At 71.8% G+C, this 14081-nt stretch carries 14 protein-coding genes; 4 read left to right on the top strand and 10 right to left on the bottom strand.

Annotation, left to right across the window (positions count from 1 at the left end; translation table 11 throughout):
- Positions 1-163: 163 nt before the first annotated feature.
- Positions 164-394, top strand: a complete 231-nt coding sequence (locus IE247_RS21090) for a hypothetical protein (protein WP_190124768.1) — start codon at positions 164-166, stop codon at positions 392-394.
- Between the two features lie 75 nt (positions 395-469).
- Here IE247_RS21090 and IE247_RS21095 read toward each other — a convergent pair whose 3' ends face one another.
- The 4 genes from IE247_RS21095 to IE247_RS21110 all read right to left on the bottom strand — a co-directional run bounded on the left by IE247_RS21095 (position 470) and on the right by IE247_RS21110 (position 5239).
- Positions 470-1669, bottom strand: coding sequence for a TerD family protein (locus IE247_RS21095; RefSeq protein WP_190124850.1), 1200 nt, complete (start codon positions 1667-1669; stop codon positions 470-472).
- Positions 1670-1780: 111 nt separating this feature from the next.
- Positions 1781-3220 (bottom strand): peptidoglycan D,D-transpeptidase FtsI family protein, encoded by a 1440-nt coding sequence (locus IE247_RS21100; protein WP_190124769.1) that lies wholly within the window; start codon positions 3218-3220, stop codon positions 1781-1783.
- 109 nt (positions 3221-3329) lie between these two features.
- A complete protein-coding gene (locus tag IE247_RS21105) occupies positions 3330-3986 on the bottom strand; it encodes a response regulator transcription factor (RefSeq protein WP_190124770.1) in 657 nt (218 codons plus the stop codon).
- Positions 3983-5239 carry a sensor histidine kinase gene (locus IE247_RS21110; protein ID WP_190124771.1) on the bottom strand — a complete coding sequence of 419 codons (1257 nt, stop codon included), beginning with the start codon at positions 5237-5239 and terminating at the stop codon, positions 3983-3985. The genes IE247_RS21105 and IE247_RS21110 overlap by 4 nt, the downstream gene beginning before the upstream one ends.
- A 217-nt stretch (positions 5240-5456) precedes the next feature.
- Here IE247_RS21110 and IE247_RS21115 point away from each other — a divergent pair, with 217 nt between their 5' ends.
- Together IE247_RS21115 and IE247_RS21120 are read left to right on the top strand one after the other, a co-directional pair.
- A complete protein-coding gene (locus IE247_RS21115; RefSeq protein WP_190124772.1) occupies positions 5457-6182 on the top strand; it encodes a DsbA family oxidoreductase in 726 nt (241 codons plus the stop codon).
- A gap of 66 nt (positions 6183-6248) precedes the next feature.
- Positions 6249-7298 (top strand): aminotransferase class V-fold PLP-dependent enzyme, encoded by a 1050-nt coding sequence (locus IE247_RS21120; protein WP_190124773.1) that lies wholly within the window; start codon positions 6249-6251, stop codon positions 7296-7298.
- A gap of 26 nt (positions 7299-7324) precedes the next feature.
- Here IE247_RS21120 and IE247_RS21125 read toward each other — a convergent pair whose 3' ends face one another.
- Positions 7325-7891 (bottom strand): MarR family winged helix-turn-helix transcriptional regulator, encoded by a 567-nt coding sequence (locus IE247_RS21125; protein WP_190124774.1) that lies wholly within the window; start codon positions 7889-7891, stop codon positions 7325-7327.
- Positions 7892-8087: 196 nt separating this feature from the next.
- Here IE247_RS21125 and IE247_RS21130 point away from each other — a divergent pair, with 196 nt between their 5' ends.
- Positions 8088-9164: an alkene reductase gene (locus IE247_RS21130; protein WP_190124775.1), complete on the top strand. Its 1077-nt coding sequence runs from the start codon at positions 8088-8090 to the stop codon at positions 9162-9164.
- A gap of 65 nt (positions 9165-9229) precedes the next feature.
- Here the strand turns inward: IE247_RS21130 and thpD are convergent, their stop codons facing one another.
- From thpD to IE247_RS21155, 5 genes are all read right to left on the bottom strand, one after another.
- Entirely contained in the window at positions 9230-10123 is an 894-nt protein-coding gene (gene thpD, locus IE247_RS21135) for an ectoine hydroxylase (protein ID WP_190124776.1), read from the bottom strand.
- 2 nt (positions 10124-10125) lie between these two features.
- A complete protein-coding gene (locus IE247_RS21140; RefSeq protein ID WP_190124777.1) occupies positions 10126-10524 on the bottom strand; it encodes an ectoine synthase in 399 nt (132 codons plus the stop codon).
- Positions 10525-10598: 74 nt separating this feature from the next.
- Positions 10599-11867 (bottom strand): diaminobutyrate--2-oxoglutarate transaminase, encoded by a 1269-nt coding sequence (gene ectB / locus IE247_RS21145; RefSeq protein ID WP_190124778.1) that lies wholly within the window; start codon positions 11865-11867, stop codon positions 10599-10601.
- A 53-nt stretch (positions 11868-11920) separates the two neighbouring features.
- Positions 11921-12520, bottom strand: a complete 600-nt coding sequence (ectA, locus tag IE247_RS21150) for a diaminobutyrate acetyltransferase (protein ID WP_190124779.1) — start codon at positions 12518-12520, stop codon at positions 11921-11923.
- Between the two features lie 329 nt (positions 12521-12849).
- Complete coding sequence (locus IE247_RS21155; RefSeq protein ID WP_190124780.1) at positions 12850-13950, bottom strand: pyridoxal-phosphate-dependent aminotransferase family protein; 1101 nt, start codon at positions 13948-13950, stop codon at positions 12850-12852.
- Positions 13951-14081 lie beyond the last annotated feature (131 nt).

A 14081-nucleotide genomic window follows, 5' to 3' on the forward strand; every position in this document is an offset into this window, starting at 1 on the left:
CGCGCACCCCGTGCGGCTCTGAGCCGCACCTATTCTGAACTGGTGTTCAGTTGCCGTTCGCCTTGCGGGGACAGGCCCGTACGGCCCTGTTTCCGGTTGCGATCTGACCACGGTCTCACCCGGGCGTTGTCGCTTTGCGCCCGGAGAGACCATACTTCCAGTAATGACGAAGTCAGCCGGATCCCGGCGCCACCTGCCGTCCAGTCCCTTCAACCGCAATGCCCCGGCAGCCCCGCCGATCGAACAGTGGGCGGTGGGCGACCGGGTATCACACGATCAATTCGGCCTGGGAAGGGTCATCGCGGTCGAGAACGACAACGCCGCGGTGCTCGTCGACTTCTCCGGGCGGAAGGGCAGAATCCTCAGCCCTTTCGCCAAGCTGGCCAAGCTCTGAGGACCAATCCCCCGCCGGGGCCCGCTGCCGAGATCCACAGGGCAGCGGGCCCCGGCGCTCTGTCGGGGCGTCCGGTCAGAGCGCCTGGGCGGCGGGCTTCACCATGCCGCGCACGGTGCGTGACTTCACGAAGTCGCCCATGGCGGTCATCTCCCACTCGCCGGAGAACTGCCGGATGAGCTTGGCCATCATGACCCCGGTCTGCGCCTCGGCCGAGGTGAGGTCGAAGCGGACCAGCTCCTCGCCGGTCGCCGCGTCCATCAGCCGGCAGTAGGCCTTGGCGACCTCGGTGAACTTCTGGCCCGTGAAGGAGTTCACGGTGAAGACCAGCCCGGTGGCCTCCGCCGGGAGCCGGCCGAGATCCACGGTGATCACCTCGTCGTCGCCCGCGCCCTCACCCGTCAGATTGTCGCCGGAGTGCTTGATCGAGCCGTTGAGGATCGCCAGCTTGCCGAAGTAGCAGCTGTCCAGGTGATTCCGGTTGGGGCCGTAGGCGATCACGGACGCGTCGAGGTCGATGTCCTTGCCCCGGTAGGCGGGCTCCCAGCCGAGGCCCATCTTGACCTTGGAGAGCAGCGGCTTGCCGCCCTTGACCAGCGAGACCGTCTGGTTCTTCTGGAGGCTGACCCGGCCCTTGTCCAGATTGATCTTCCCGGCGCCGGGTACGGGGGCAGCCGCGGCCGGCGGCGGGGGAGCGGCGGCCGGGGTGGACGCCACCGCCCGGGCGGGCGCGGGGGGAGCGGGCGGCGCGACAGGGGCGGGCGCGGGGGCCGCGGCGGGCTCCTCGTCGACCGAGACGCCGAAGTCGGTGGCGATGCCCGCCAGTCCGTTGGCATAGCCCTGGCCGACCGCACGGGCCTTCCAGACGCCATTGCGCAGATAGATCTCCACGACGACGAGAGCCGTCTCACCGCCGAGCCGGGGCGGGGTGAAGGTGGCGAGCACGCCTCCGGTGCCGGCGTCGCGGATGGTCGCGGTCGGCTCGATGCCCTGGAAGGTCTGCCCCGCGGCGTCCGGACTGGCCGTGACGACGATCTTCTCGATGCCGGCCGGGACGGCGGAGGTGTCCACCACGATCGCGTCCGGGGCCGAGCCCCCGCCGGAGCGGTGGGTGACGCCGGGGCCGGTGGGCTGGTTGTAGAAGATGAAGTCGTCGTCGGAGCGCACCTTGCCGTCGGCGGTGAGCAGCAGGCCCGATACGTCGAGCCGCACCGGGGCGGCGACGTCCACCGCGACACGCGCGACGGAGAGAGGGATGTTCGAGCCGGGGGTCATTGCGGTCATGCCGGGGTAACGAGCGAAGCCGCTCCGCCGTTCCCTCACCGTTCTCCCTCCACTCCCGCGAACCGCCTTTCGGCCCAACGCCCGCCGAGGCCCCCCGCGGCCTCACTTCAGCGCGGCGGCCATCATCTTCTGGGCCACGGGCGCGGCCAGCCCATTGCCGCTGACCTCGGAGCGGGGACCGCCCGCGTCCTCGATCAGCACCGCGACCGCGACCTGGCGGTCGCCCGCCTCGGCGTAGGAGGTGAACCAGGCGTACGGCGTCTCGCTGTTGTTCTCGCCGCGCTGGGCCGTGCCCGTCTTGCCGCCGACCTCGGCGCCCGGGACCCTGGCGTTGGTGCCGGTGCCGTCCTCCACGACGGTGACCATGGCGCTGCGGAGCTGCTCGGCGGTGGACTTCGAGATCACCCGCCGGGAGTCGCCCCCGGGGGACTCCAGCGTCTCCCCGGCGGAGTCCACCACCTCGGAGACCAGGTGCGGGGACTCCAGCACCCCGTCGTTGGCGATCACGGCGGAGACCATCGCGATCTGGAGCGGGGTCGCGGTCACATCGAACTGGCCGATGCCCGTCATCGCCGTCTGCGCCTTGTCGAGGCCGGTCGGGAAGACGCTCTCGTACGCCCGCACCGGAACGTCCAGCTCCTTGTCGTTGAAGCCGAACCGCTCGGCCGTCTCCCGCACCTTGTCCTGGCCGAGGTCGACGGCCAGCTTGCCGAAGACGCTGTTGCAGGAGTAGCGCAGGGCGGTGCGGATCGAGGCGTTCTCGCAGGGGGCGGACGCGATGTCGTTGGGCAGCTTCCGGACGGTGCCGGGCAGGATGTACGGCACCGGGCTCTCGGTCGGCTCGTCCACCGAGCCGTACAGACCCTCCTCCAGCGCCGCCGCCGCGACCACCAGCTTGAAGGTCGAGCCGGGTGCCAGCGGCTGCCGCAGCGCCCGGTTGACCAGCGGTTTGTCCGGGTCGTCGAGAAGCTTCTCCCACGCGGCGGAGTCCGAGGTGCCGGCGATCTCGGACGGGTCGTACGAGGGGGTGCTGACCATGGCGAGGATCTCCCCGCTCGCGGGGTCGAGGGCGACGGCCGCGCCCTTGGTGTCGCCGAGGGCGCGGTAGCCGGCCTTCTGCACGGCGGGGTCGATGGTGGTCAGAACGTCGCCCGGCTTCTGCTGCTTGTTGGTCAGCTCGTCCAGCGGATTCCGGAACCGGCTGTCGGTGCCGTCCAGCACCTCGCGGTAGATGCCCTCCAGCTGGGTCGAGCCGTACGCCTGCGAGCTGTAGCCGGTCACCGGCGCGTACAGCCCCCCGTCGGGGTAGGTGCGCTTGTACGCGTAGTCCGCGCCGCCGGTCCGCGCCGAGCCGGTGACGGGCGAGCCTGCGACGACGATGTCGCCCTGTGGCTGCGCGTACTGGGCGATCTTCGTGCGCGGGTTGCGGTCGTGGTCGGCGAGGGCCTTGGCGTCGTAGGCCTGGAGCCAGGTGGCCCGCACCAGCAGGGCGAGCACCAGCAGCAGGCTGAAGACTGCGGAGTGTCTGATCGTCTTGTTCATCCCACCGGAAGACGAACGGCCGACGGCGGGCCGTTCCTCTCTCACGTGATTCTCAGGACTTCCTCATGTCGCACAGGCCCCACTGGCCCGGCAGTGGCAGTGGCAGCGGCTATCGGCCGAGGAAACCCGACTCGTACGCCGCGATCACCGCCTGGGTGCGGTCCCGCGCCCCCGTCTTCGCCAGCACCGCCGCGACATGCGACTTCACCGTCGCGGCCCCCACCCTCATCCGCCCCGCCATCTCCGCGTTCGTCAGCCCCGTCGCCATCAGCCGCAGCACATCGGCCTCCCGCCCGGTCAGCCGCGCCACCCAGGGCGGCGGGGCCGCGCGCCGCGCGCCGTACTCGGAGGCCAGCGCGCGCACCGCCGAAGGGAAGAGCAGCGAGTCGCTCCGGGCGACCAGCCGCACCGCCTGGACCAGCTCCTCCGGGGCCGCGCGCTTCAGCAGAAAGCCCGCCGCGCCCGCGCGGAGCGCCTCGTACACATAGGAGTCGTTCTCGAAGGTCGTCACCACCACGATCCGGGGCGGATCGGGCAGGGAGGCGAGGATCCGCTCGGTGGCGCGGATGCCGTCGATCTCCGGCATCCGCACATCCATCAGCACCACGTCGGGCCGCAGCTCCCGTACGACGGAGACCGCCTCCGCGCCCGTCGTCGCCTCGCCCACCACCGTCAGTCCGGGCTCCGCCTCCAGGATCACCCGGAGCGCGGTGCGCACCATGCGCTCGTCGTCGGCGAGCACGATCCGTACGGCGGCGTCGTTCATCGGCCGTCGCCGCCCCGGGGGGCGCCCAGCGGCAGTCCGGCGCGCAGCCGCCAGACCCCGCCCACCGGCCCGGCCGAGGACTCCCCGCCGAGCAGGGCGGCCCGCTCGGCGACGCCGCGCAGCCCCCGGCCGCCTCCCGGGCGTACCACCGGGGCCCCGCCGGACAGCGGATTCTCCATGACGATCTCCAATTCCCCGCCCCGCAGGGCGATCGACAGGGACACCGGGGACGCCCCGGCATGGCGCAGGGCGTTGCTCAGCCCCTCCTGGACGATGCGGTACGCCTCGCGGGAGACGGGCGCGGGCACCGCCGACAGCTCCCCGTCGGCGGTGAGCGTCACCGGGACCCCGCTGCGGGAGATCAGCCCCGCCACCGCGTCCAGGGCGGGCCCGGCGGCCGTCCCCGGGGACTCCTCCCGGAGCAGGCCGAGCACCGAGTCGAGTTCGCCGACCGTGCGGCGGGTGGTCTCCTCGATCGCGGTCAGCGCCTCCAGGACGAAAGCGGGATCCGTCTCCAGCACCCGGCGGGCCGCCCCCGCCTGGAGGGTGACGGCGCTCAGCGCGTGGCCCACCGAGTCGTGCAGCTCCCGCGCGAGCCGGTTCCGCTCGGCCAGCTCGGCGGCCCGCCGCTCGGCGACCGCCAGCCGGTCCGCGGGCGTCGGCCCCAGCAGCACCGGGGCCAGCCGGGCGAGCGCCCCGCCCACCGCCGCCGCGCACCCGGCCAGCGCCAGCAGCATGGCGGCCCCGGCGAGCGGGAGGAGTCCGAGCTGCCACCCCGGCGCGCCGGACACCCCCATCCACTCCCGCGTCGACGGCACGAACGCCGCCGCCGCCACGCCCAGCGCGAACGGCGGCAGGGCGAGCGTCGCCCCGCTGACCAGCGCCCCCGCCCCGGTGTGCAGGGCGAACCAGACCGCCACCCGCAGCCGCCCCGGCCACGACCGGGCCGGCCCCTCCGCGAGCGACTCGGCGGGCACCGAGCAGAGCGCCCGCGAGGCCGCCGCCGACAGCGGTCCGGCCGGCGGGAAGAGCCCGGTCACCGCCGCGAGGGGCAGGCCCGCCGCGTACGCCCACAGCTGGGGCCCCAGCGAACCCGAGAGCAGCCGCGAACCGCCCGTGGCCGAGCTGACCAGCACCCCGCCGACGAGCCAGTACGGCATCATCAGCGCGCCGCCCAGGATCAGATGCGCCCAGCGCCGCCTGGCCCGCCGCCCGAACAGGGGGCCGAGGACCGCGTACGGCCGTCCCCTCATGCGCCCTGTCCCCGCGGCAGTGGGACGACGCGGGCGACCGGCGTCAGTCCGATGATCATTTCGCCGGCGTAGGCGAGCGCGCACGGAGCGGGCGGGCTTTCCCGGGGGCTCCCGGGGCCGGAGGAGGAATCCGGCGGGCCCCGGACGCGTTGAGCGGGGATGGGCGGGCCCCGCCCATCCCCGTGATCATTCGCGACACCCCTTGGAGAGAAACAGCATGCGCGTCGAGATCTGGAGCGACATCGCCTGTCCCTGGTGCTACATCGGGAAGGCCCGCTTCGAGAAGGGACTCGCGGACTTCGCCCACCGCGACGAGGTCGAGGTGGTCCACCGCTCCTTCGAACTGGACCCGGGCCACGCCAAGGGCGATGTCGGCTCCGTCGTGGACATGCTGGCGCTGAAGTACGGCCGTACCCGCGAGGAGGCGGTGGCCATGGAGGAGAACGTCGCCTCCAACGCGCACTCCGAGGGCCTCGCCTACCGCGCCGAGGGCCGCGACCACGGCAACACCTTCGACATACACCGTCTGCTCCACCTCGCCGCCGCCCGCGGGGTCCAGAACGAGCTGCTGGACCGCGCCTACCGGGCGAACTTCGCCGAGGAGCGCTCGGTCTTCGACCCCGCCGTCCTGCTCGCCCTCGCGGTCGAGTCCGGCCTCGACGAGGCCGAGGCGCGCGCCGTCCTCGCCGACGAGAGCGTGTACGCCGAGGAGGTGCGCGCGGACGAGCGCGAGGCCGCCGAGCTGGGCGCGAACGGCGTCCCCTTCTTCGTCTTCGACCGCCGGTACGGCCTCTCCGGCGGTCAGCCCGCCGAGCTGTTCACCAAGGCGCTGGAGCAGGCCTGGCAGGGCCGCGAGCCCGCCCCGGCGAGCGCCCCGGCGGCCGTCGGCGCGGACGCCCCGGCCTGTGACGCCGACGGTGCGTGCGAGGTGCCCGGGCACTGAGCCGCCGGGCGGGCAGCCGTTCCGGCACGGTTGACCGGCGGCCGGGTCCGGCCCAGGGTGGGACGCATGGAGACCTTGGGCGGTACCGAGTTCGCGCCGGACACGACGTATCTGAACACCTCCTCCACCGGACTGCTGCCGGCCCGGGCCGTCACCGCCATGACGGCCGTCATCCGGGATCTCGTGGCCGGCCGGCCGTCCGGTGTCGCGTACGACGACGCCCGGGTCGCCGGAGCCCGGCGGTCCTTCGCCCGGATCGCCGGGGTGGGGGCGGACCGTGTCGCCGCGGGCGGCTCGGTCGCGGGGCATGTCGCGCTGGTCGCGAACTCGCTGCCGCCGGGGGCCGAGATCCTCCTCCCTGAGGGGGAGTACACCTCGGTCGTCACCCCGTTCACGGTCCGGGGCGATCTCAAGCTCCGGTACGCGCCGCCGGCGGGCCTCGCGGACGCGGTGCGCCCGGGGACCGCGCTGGTGGCGTTCTCCGCGGTGCGGTCCTCGGACGGCCGGATCGCCGATCTGCCGGCGGTACGGGCGGCGGCGGCCGCGCACGGGGCCCGTACGCTGCTCGACGCGAGCCAGGCGGCGGGGTGGCTGCCGCTGAACGCGGGGGAGTGGGACTTCACCGTCACCGGGGCGTTCAAATTCCTTCTCTGCCCGCGCGGGGTCTCCTTCCTCACGGTCACCGAGGAGGCGCAGGGGACGGTGCCGCCCCTCCAGGCGGCGTTCTTCGCGGCGGAGGAGGGCGCGGAGGTGCTGTACGGCCCGGTGGAGCGGCTCGCCGCTTCGGCGCGGCGCTTCGACGAGGCGCCGTCGTATCTGTCGTACAGCGGGGCCGAGCGGTCGCTGGAGCTGGTGGAGGAGATCGGCGTGGCGGCGATCCACGCCCATGCGACCGGGCTGGCGAGGCGGTTCCGGGAGGGGCTCGGGGCGCTGGGGCACGAGCCGGTGCCCGGGGAGTCCGCGGTCGTCGCGGTGCCGGGGCTGGGCGGCCGGGCCGAGGGGCTGGCCCGGGAGGGCGTCATCGTCTCGGACCGGGCGGGGAATCTGCGGGTGGCGTTCCACCTCTACAACACGGCGGCGGAGGCGGACCGGCTGCTGGATCTTCTGACCGGCTGACCGCCGGGTCTGTGGGCCTACTGGGTCTACGCGCCTTCCGGTCCCGGACAGTCCGCCGTCTGCGCGCAGAGATTCGACTCGACCTTCCCGAGCAGCCGGGTCAGCTCCTCGCACTCGCCCGGCTCCAGCCCGGTGAGCGTCTGCACCTCCAGCTGGGACCAGGCCCGCTCCACCGCCGACCGCAGCGCGCAGCTCTTGTCCGTCGCCTCCACCAGGACCGCGCGCCGGTCGGCGGGGTCGGGGGCGCGGCGGACATGGCCCGACTGCTCCAGCCGCTGGAGCATCTTGGTCACGGTGGACGGGTCCAGCTCCAGCATCCTGATCAGATCGGACTGACGCACCGGGCCCGCGTCCCACAGATGCATCATCAAGAACTCCTGCCCCGGGTAGAGCCCGAGCCCTCTGAGCACCTTGGCGGCTGCCACCCGGTGCAGCCGGGCGACACGGGAGACGGCGTGGCTCACCGGGCCGCCCAGACAGGACTCCGCCGACGGCGCGCCGGGGCCGGAGGAGGCGGTGCGTATCGGCTCGCCGCAGACGGCGAACGGCGGCGGCTCGCTGCCCACCGGATCGACCGTGATCTCGGACTTCATCGGGCCTCCTCGGAAGAGATCGGAAGGGGTCGGAAGGGAACTGTCTGGTGAACAGTCTGGGGGACAGTCTCGCTCCCGCGTCTCTCCCCGTGACTGGATCTCTCTCCCAAAATTTTACCTTGGCCGACCAAGTAAATGCGTTACAGTGATGTCCCGGCCATTGATTGGTCGACCACATATATTTCGGGAGTACCGTATGACCACCGTCTTCGACCCCCTTGTGCTCCGAGGCGCACGGCTCTCCAACCGCGTCGCGATGGCTCCGATGACCCGCAGCCGCGCCTTCGGTCCGGGGCTGTCCCCCACGGAGTCGACGGTGGAGTACTACGCGCAGCGGGCGGGAGCCGGACTGATCATCACCGAGGGCATCCAGCCCTCCGTCACCGGTCAGGGCTACCCCGACACCCCGGGGCTGCACAGCGACGAGCAGGTCGCGGCCTGGCGCGAGGTCACCGACGCGGTGCACGCCAAGGGCGGCACGATCTTCGCCCAGCTGATGCACTCCGGGCGCATCGGCCATCCGGTGATCTTCCCCGACGGCCGGGCGAGCGTCGCCCCCTCCGCCGTCACCCCCGCGGGCCAGCTCTACACCGGCAAGGGAATGCTGGACTTCGTCGAGCCGCGCGCCCTGCCGGCCGAGGAGATCCCCTCCGTCATCGGGGAGTACGTCCACAGCGCCCGCAACGCCATCGCCGCCGGATTCGACGGTGTGGAGCTGCACGGCGCGAACGGCTATCTCATCCAGCAGTTCCTGTCCACCAACACCAACCTCCGCACCGACGAGTGGGGCGGCTCCGTCGAGAACCGCATCCGCTTCGCGGTCGAGACGGTCAAGGCCGTGGCCGAGGCCATCGGCGGCGAGCGCACCGCCATCAGGATCTCGCCCAACAACACCTACAACGACATCGCCGAGACCGACGCCCACGAGGTCTACCCGGCGCTCGTCCGCGAGCTCCAGCCGCTGGACCTGGCCTATCTGCACATCACCGAGACCAATGAGACCGCCCGGGAAGTGACCATCGCGGTCCGCGAGCGGTACCGGGGCGTCATCGTGCTCAACCCGGCGACCGAGGGCCCCACCGACCACCGGGCGCTGCCCCTCGTCGAGGACGGCATCGCCGACGTACTCGCCTTTGGCGCGCTCTTCCTCGCCAACCCGGACCTCCCGGAGCGACTGCGCGCCGCCGGCCCGTACAACACCCCCGACCCGGCCTCCTTCTTCGGCGGCGGTGACGAGGGATACCTCGACTACCCCGTACTGAACGAGGCCTGAGTCCGAGTACGCCGAGGGGCGGGTCCGGTCCGACGGGGGTGGACCGGACCCGCCCCTCGGCGCCTTCAGCGTACGGGGGTGAAGTCGCGCGCCCCGATGAACTCCGGCCGGGGCACCGGTGCGGCGAAGGGCCGTACCGCCGCGTTCTCCACGCTGTTGAAGACGATGAAGACATTGCTGCGGGCGTACGGGGTGATGTTGTCCCCCGAGCCGTGCATGCAGTTGCAGTCGAACCAGGTCGCCGAGCCCGCCCGGCCGGTGAAGAGCCGGATGCCGTGCTCGTCGGCGAACCGCGTCAGCGCCGCGTGCGACGGGGTCCCCGCGTCCTGCATCCGGAGCGACTTCTTGTAGTTGTCCTTCGGCGTCCCGCCCGCGCACCCCAGGAACGTCCGGTGCGAACCAGGCATGATCATCAGCCCGCCGTTGGTGTCCCGGTTCTCGGTCAGCGCGATGGAGACCGAGACGGTCCGCATGTTCGGCAGCCCGTCCTCGGCGTGCCAGGTCTCGAAGTCCGAGTGCCAGGAGAAGCCCGAGGCCCCGAAACCCGGCTTCACATTGATGCGGGACTGATGGACGTACACGTCCGAACCGAGGATCTGCCGTGCCCGGCCCACCACCCGCTCGTCGCGCACCAGGGCGGCGAAGACCTCGCTCAGCCGGTGCACATCGAAGACCGAGCGCACCTCCTGGGAGGCGGGCTCCACGATCGCGCGCTCCCCGGCGCGTACGGCGGGGTCGGCGATCAGCCGGTCCATCTCCGCCCGGTAGAGCGCGACCTCCTCGTCGGAGATCAGCTCCTCGACGGCGAGAAAGCCGTCCCGCTCGTACTCCAGCAGCTCGGACCGGAGGATCGGCCCCGGCGCGCCCGGGGCCGACCAGACGACCGGGTCCAGCCGGGGGGTCACCGCCTCGCTCGTGCCTCGGGTCGGGTAGAGATCGGTGCGCGCTGCGGTGGTCATGCTCAGCCCTCCTCGGTGATCAGGGGATATACGCCGTTCTCGTCATGGTCCTCCCGCCCGGTGACGGGGGGATTGAAGACACAGACACAGCGGAAGTCGGTACGGGGCCGGAGAGTGTGGCGCTCATGGCCGTCCAGCAGATACATCGTGCCGGGGGAGATCACATGGATCTCGCCGGTCTCGTCGTCGGTGAGTTCGGCCTCGCCCGACACGCAGAGCACCGCCTCGATGTGGTTGGCGTACCACATCGACGTCTCGGTGCCCGCGTACAGCACGGTCTCGTGGAACGAGAAGCCGACCTTCTCCCGGGCGAGCACCAGACGCTTGCTCTCCCAGGTGCCGGAGGCGGACCTCACATGGCGTTCGGTGTTCTCGATGTCCCGCAATGAACGGACGATCACGGTGCGATGCCGCCTTTCTCCCGTGGGTTTCTGTCTGTCTGTGTCTGTGTGTGTCTGTCTGCCGGTGTGGCCGCTCAGGCCGTTTCCCGGACGCAGCGGGCCAGGATCCGCAGCCCCTCGTCCAGCTCCTCGGGCGAGACGGTGAGCGCCGGGAGCAGCTTCACCACCTGGCTCTCCGGGCCCGAGGTCTCCAGCAGCAGCCCCAGCTCGAAGGCCCGGGCGCAGATCGCCGACGCCCGCGTCCGGTCGGTGAACTCCAGCCCCCACACCAGGCCCCGGCCCCGGAAGCGCGCGCCGGAACCGGTGTCCTCGGCGACGATCTCCAGCAGCGCCCGCTCGACCTGCTCGCCCCGGGCGAGGGTCTGCTTCTCCATCTGGCCGTCGGCCCAGTAGGCGTTCAGCGCCGCGGCGGCGGTCACGAAGGCGGGGTTGTTCCCCCGGAAGGTCCCGTTGTGCTCGCCCGGCTCCCAGATGTCCAGCTCGGGCTTGAAGAGACAGAGCGACATGGGCAGCCCGTAGCCGCTGATCGACTTCGACAGGGTGACGATGTCCGGGGTGATCCCGGCCTCCTCGAAGGAGAAGAAGCCGCCGGTGCGACCGCACCCCATCTGGATGTCGTCCACGATCAGCAGCATGTCCTGGCGCTCGCACAGCGACTGGAGCGCCCGCAGCCACTCGGCCCTGGCGACATTGATGCCGCCCTCGCCCTGGACGGTCTCCACGATCACGGCGGCCGGCTTGTTGAGCCCGGAGCCCTGGTCCTCCAGCAGCCGTTCGAACCAGAGGAAGTCCGGCACCCGGCCGTCGAAGTAGTTGTCGAACGGCATCGGGGTGCCGTGCACCAGCGGGATCCCGGCCCCGGCGCGCTTGAAGGCGTTGCCGGTGACGGCGAGCGAGCCCAGCGACATCCCGTGGAAGGCGTTGGTGAAGGAGACCACCGACTCGCGGCCCTTCACCTTGCGGGCCAGTTTGAGCGCGGCCTCGACCGCGTTGGTGCCGGTCGGGCCGGGGAACATGACCTTGTACGGCAGATCGCGGGGGCGCAGCACGATGTTCTGGAACGCCTCAAGGAAGGCGCGCTTGGCGCTGGTGGCCATGTCCAGGCCGTGGGTGATGCCGTCGCGCTCGATGTAGTCGATCAGCGCGCGCTTCAGCACCGGGTTGTTGTGGCCGTAGTTGAGCGAACCGGCCCCGGCGAAGAAGTCCAGGTAGCTGTGGCCGTCCTCGTCGTGCAGACGGCTGCCCTGCGCGCGGTCGAAGACGGCGGGCCAGCCGCGGCAGTAGCTGCGCACCTCGGACTCCAGGGTCTCGAAGACGCTCAGGGCGGGCGGGGTGATGGTCACTGCGGTCTCCAGATGCGAGTCGGTCGGTGAGACGGATCGGCCGTGCGGATCCGTCAGATGGAGAGGGGGCCGATCCGGTACAGGACCTCCGGCTGGTGCGGCACGGCCGGCGGACCGCCGTCGGCGGAGCCCTCGGAGCCCTCGGAGCCCTCGGAGCCTTCGGATTCCTTCGGGAACAGCGCGCCGTCGAAGAGGACCTCTCGCTCCAGCGGCAGGCCATGGCGCTCGGCATAGGCGACGAAGAGCCGGTCGGAGGCGGTGTTGTCCGGTGTCACGGTGGTCTCCACCTCCCGTACGCCGCGCTCGCCGGCGACCCGGGCGGTCAGCGCGTCGAGCAGCGTCCCGGCCAGGCCCCGGCCCCGGTGCGCGCGGTCGACGGCGATCTGCCAGACGACGAGGGCCCTCGGGCGGTCGGGCCGGATGTATCCGGTGACGAAGGCGACCGGCTCGCCGTCCGGGTCCCGTGCCACCAGCGAGGTGGCCGCGAAGTCACGGCACCACAGCAGATAGCTGTACGAGGAGTTGAGGTCCAGGACCTCGGAGTCGCGGGCTATGCGCCAGATCGCGGCTCCGTCCTCCACTCGTGGCGCTTCGATGGTCGTGAATTCGCTCGGGCGGTCGGCTCGTACAAGGTCTTCTTGTGCGGCGGTCATGCTTGAGCAATTTACCCAGCAAATTCGGAAAATGCATGGCCCGGGAGGGTTGGGTGAATCGCCTCCCTGTGTTATCGCGCGGGCAGGAGGGAGCCTTCAAGCGTGCAGCGTTTTAGGGTGCTTTGTGACGCATATAAGCCACTAAACGGTCACTGTGTGGGGTCGATCACATATGCGTGAAGCGCCTCTTCGCCTTGTTGGGGCTTTAGCGTTTGCGCCCGGAGAACCGGGGCAGACGAAGGGGTATATGCATACGGGAAGCTGCCAGAAAAGACAGCTTCCCGTATTGATGAATTCAGTGGGCGTCAATTTCCTTCAATGATGCCGGGCTACGCCCAGGCCGCGGAGACCGCGAGCCCGGCCGCCGCCAGATCGACCTTCGCGCCCGTCTCCGCGAGGGCCCCGCCGAGCGCCGACAGCGAGGAGCGCACCGCGCCCCGGGTCGCGTCCACCCCGTAGTGATTGACCCGGATCATCTCCCCGGACAGCGCCCCGCCGCCCGCGATCAGCGGCAGCGAGGGATCCGCCGCCAGCGCCCGCGCCACCAGCTCGGAGGCGTCCACCCCGGCGGGCGTGCGCAGCGTCGTCGCCACCGGGGCCGCGTCCCGGGCGTCGCGCACATACGGCTCCAGACCGCCGCCCAGCGCGGTGACACCCGCCCGGGTCGCGGCCGCCGCCGACGCGTGCCGGGCCAGCGTCGCCGCCAGGCCCTCCGCCTCGATCCGCTCCACGCAGGCCTGGAGCGCCAGCATCTCCAGCTGCGCGGGCGCGTGCGGCAGCGCCTTGCGGCCGGTGTCGATCCACCGCTCCTTCCAGTCCAGCAGCGAGAGATACGACCGCCGGGGCGCGGCCGGGTTCGCCGCGAACCGCTCCCAGGCGCGCTCGCTGACCGACACCGCCGACACCCCCGCCGGGCCGCCCATCGCCTTCTGCGCGCCGATCACGCACAGATCGACGCCCCACGCGTCCGGCAGCAGCGGCTCGGCGGCCACCGAGGCCACCGCGTCCAGCATGAAGAGCGCGCCGTGCCGCCGCACCACCTCGCCGATCTCGGCGACCGGGTTGGTGTTGCCCGTCGCCGCCTCCGCGTGCACCAGCGAGACGAAGTCGATCTCCGGGTGCTCGGCGAGCGCCCGCTCCACCTGCTCGGCGGTCACCGCGGTGTCGAACGGCACCGCCAGGTCCACCACCCGCGCGCCGCAGTCGCGCAGCCAGTTCCCGAAGGTCTGCCCGTACGGCCCGGTGACGACGTTCAGCGCGGTCGAACCCGGCCGAGCCCCGGAGCGGATGCAGCCTTCCAGCGGAAGCAGCGCCTCCCCCTGGGTGATCACCACATCCCGCTCGGTGTCCAGCAGGGCGGCGACCCGCTGTTCGATGCCCGCGAAGTGCGCGGCGGTCAGCGGGGGCAGATCCAGAAGCGGATGAGTCACGGTGGAGCCTTCTTCGGAATGGGTGGTCTCGGCCGGGCCTGTCCGGCCTCCGGCGAGCCTACCCACGCCCTCCCTCCCGGCGGGCCCCTGCCCACGACCTCCCTCCCGACAGCCCCGGCCCGCACCCGCCG

Source organism: Streptomyces inusitatus, from assembly GCF_014651115.1.
In the GTDB taxonomy this organism is placed as follows: domain Bacteria; phylum Actinomycetota; class Actinomycetes; order Streptomycetales; family Streptomycetaceae; genus Streptomyces; species Streptomyces amakusaensis.

Bases quoted from the DNA above. Each gene is read 5' to 3' on its own strand.
- IE247_RS21090 (WP_190124768.1), top strand. From the start codon at position 164: ATGACGAAGTCAGCCGGATCCCGGCGCCACCTGCCGTCCAGTCCCTTC.
- IE247_RS21095 (WP_190124850.1), bottom strand. From the start codon at position 1,669: ATGACCCCCGGCTCGAACATCCCTCTCTCCGTCGCGCGTGTCGCGGTG.
- IE247_RS21100 (WP_190124769.1), bottom strand. From the start codon at position 3,220: ATGAACAAGACGATCAGACACTCCGCAGTCTTCAGCCTGCTGCTGGTG.
- IE247_RS21105 (WP_190124770.1), bottom strand. From the start codon at position 3,986: ATGAACGACGCCGCCGTACGGATCGTGCTCGCCGACGACGAGCGCATG.
- IE247_RS21110 (WP_190124771.1), bottom strand. From the start codon at position 5,239: ATGAGGGGACGGCCGTACGCGGTCCTCGGCCCCCTGTTCGGGCGGCGG.
- IE247_RS21115 (WP_190124772.1), top strand. From the start codon at position 5,457: ATGCGCGTCGAGATCTGGAGCGACATCGCCTGTCCCTGGTGCTACATC.
- IE247_RS21120 (WP_190124773.1), top strand. From the start codon at position 6,249: ATGGAGACCTTGGGCGGTACCGAGTTCGCGCCGGACACGACGTATCTG.
- IE247_RS21125 (WP_190124774.1), bottom strand. From the start codon at position 7,891: ATGAAGTCCGAGATCACGGTCGATCCGGTGGGCAGCGAGCCGCCGCCG.
- IE247_RS21130 (WP_190124775.1), top strand. From the start codon at position 8,088: ATGACCACCGTCTTCGACCCCCTTGTGCTCCGAGGCGCACGGCTCTCC.
- thpD (WP_190124776.1), bottom strand. From the start codon at position 10,123: ATGACCACCGCAGCGCGCACCGATCTCTACCCGACCCGAGGCACGAGC.
- ectA (WP_190124779.1), bottom strand. From the start codon at position 12,520: ATGACCGCCGCACAAGAAGACCTTGTACGAGCCGACCGCCCGAGCGAA.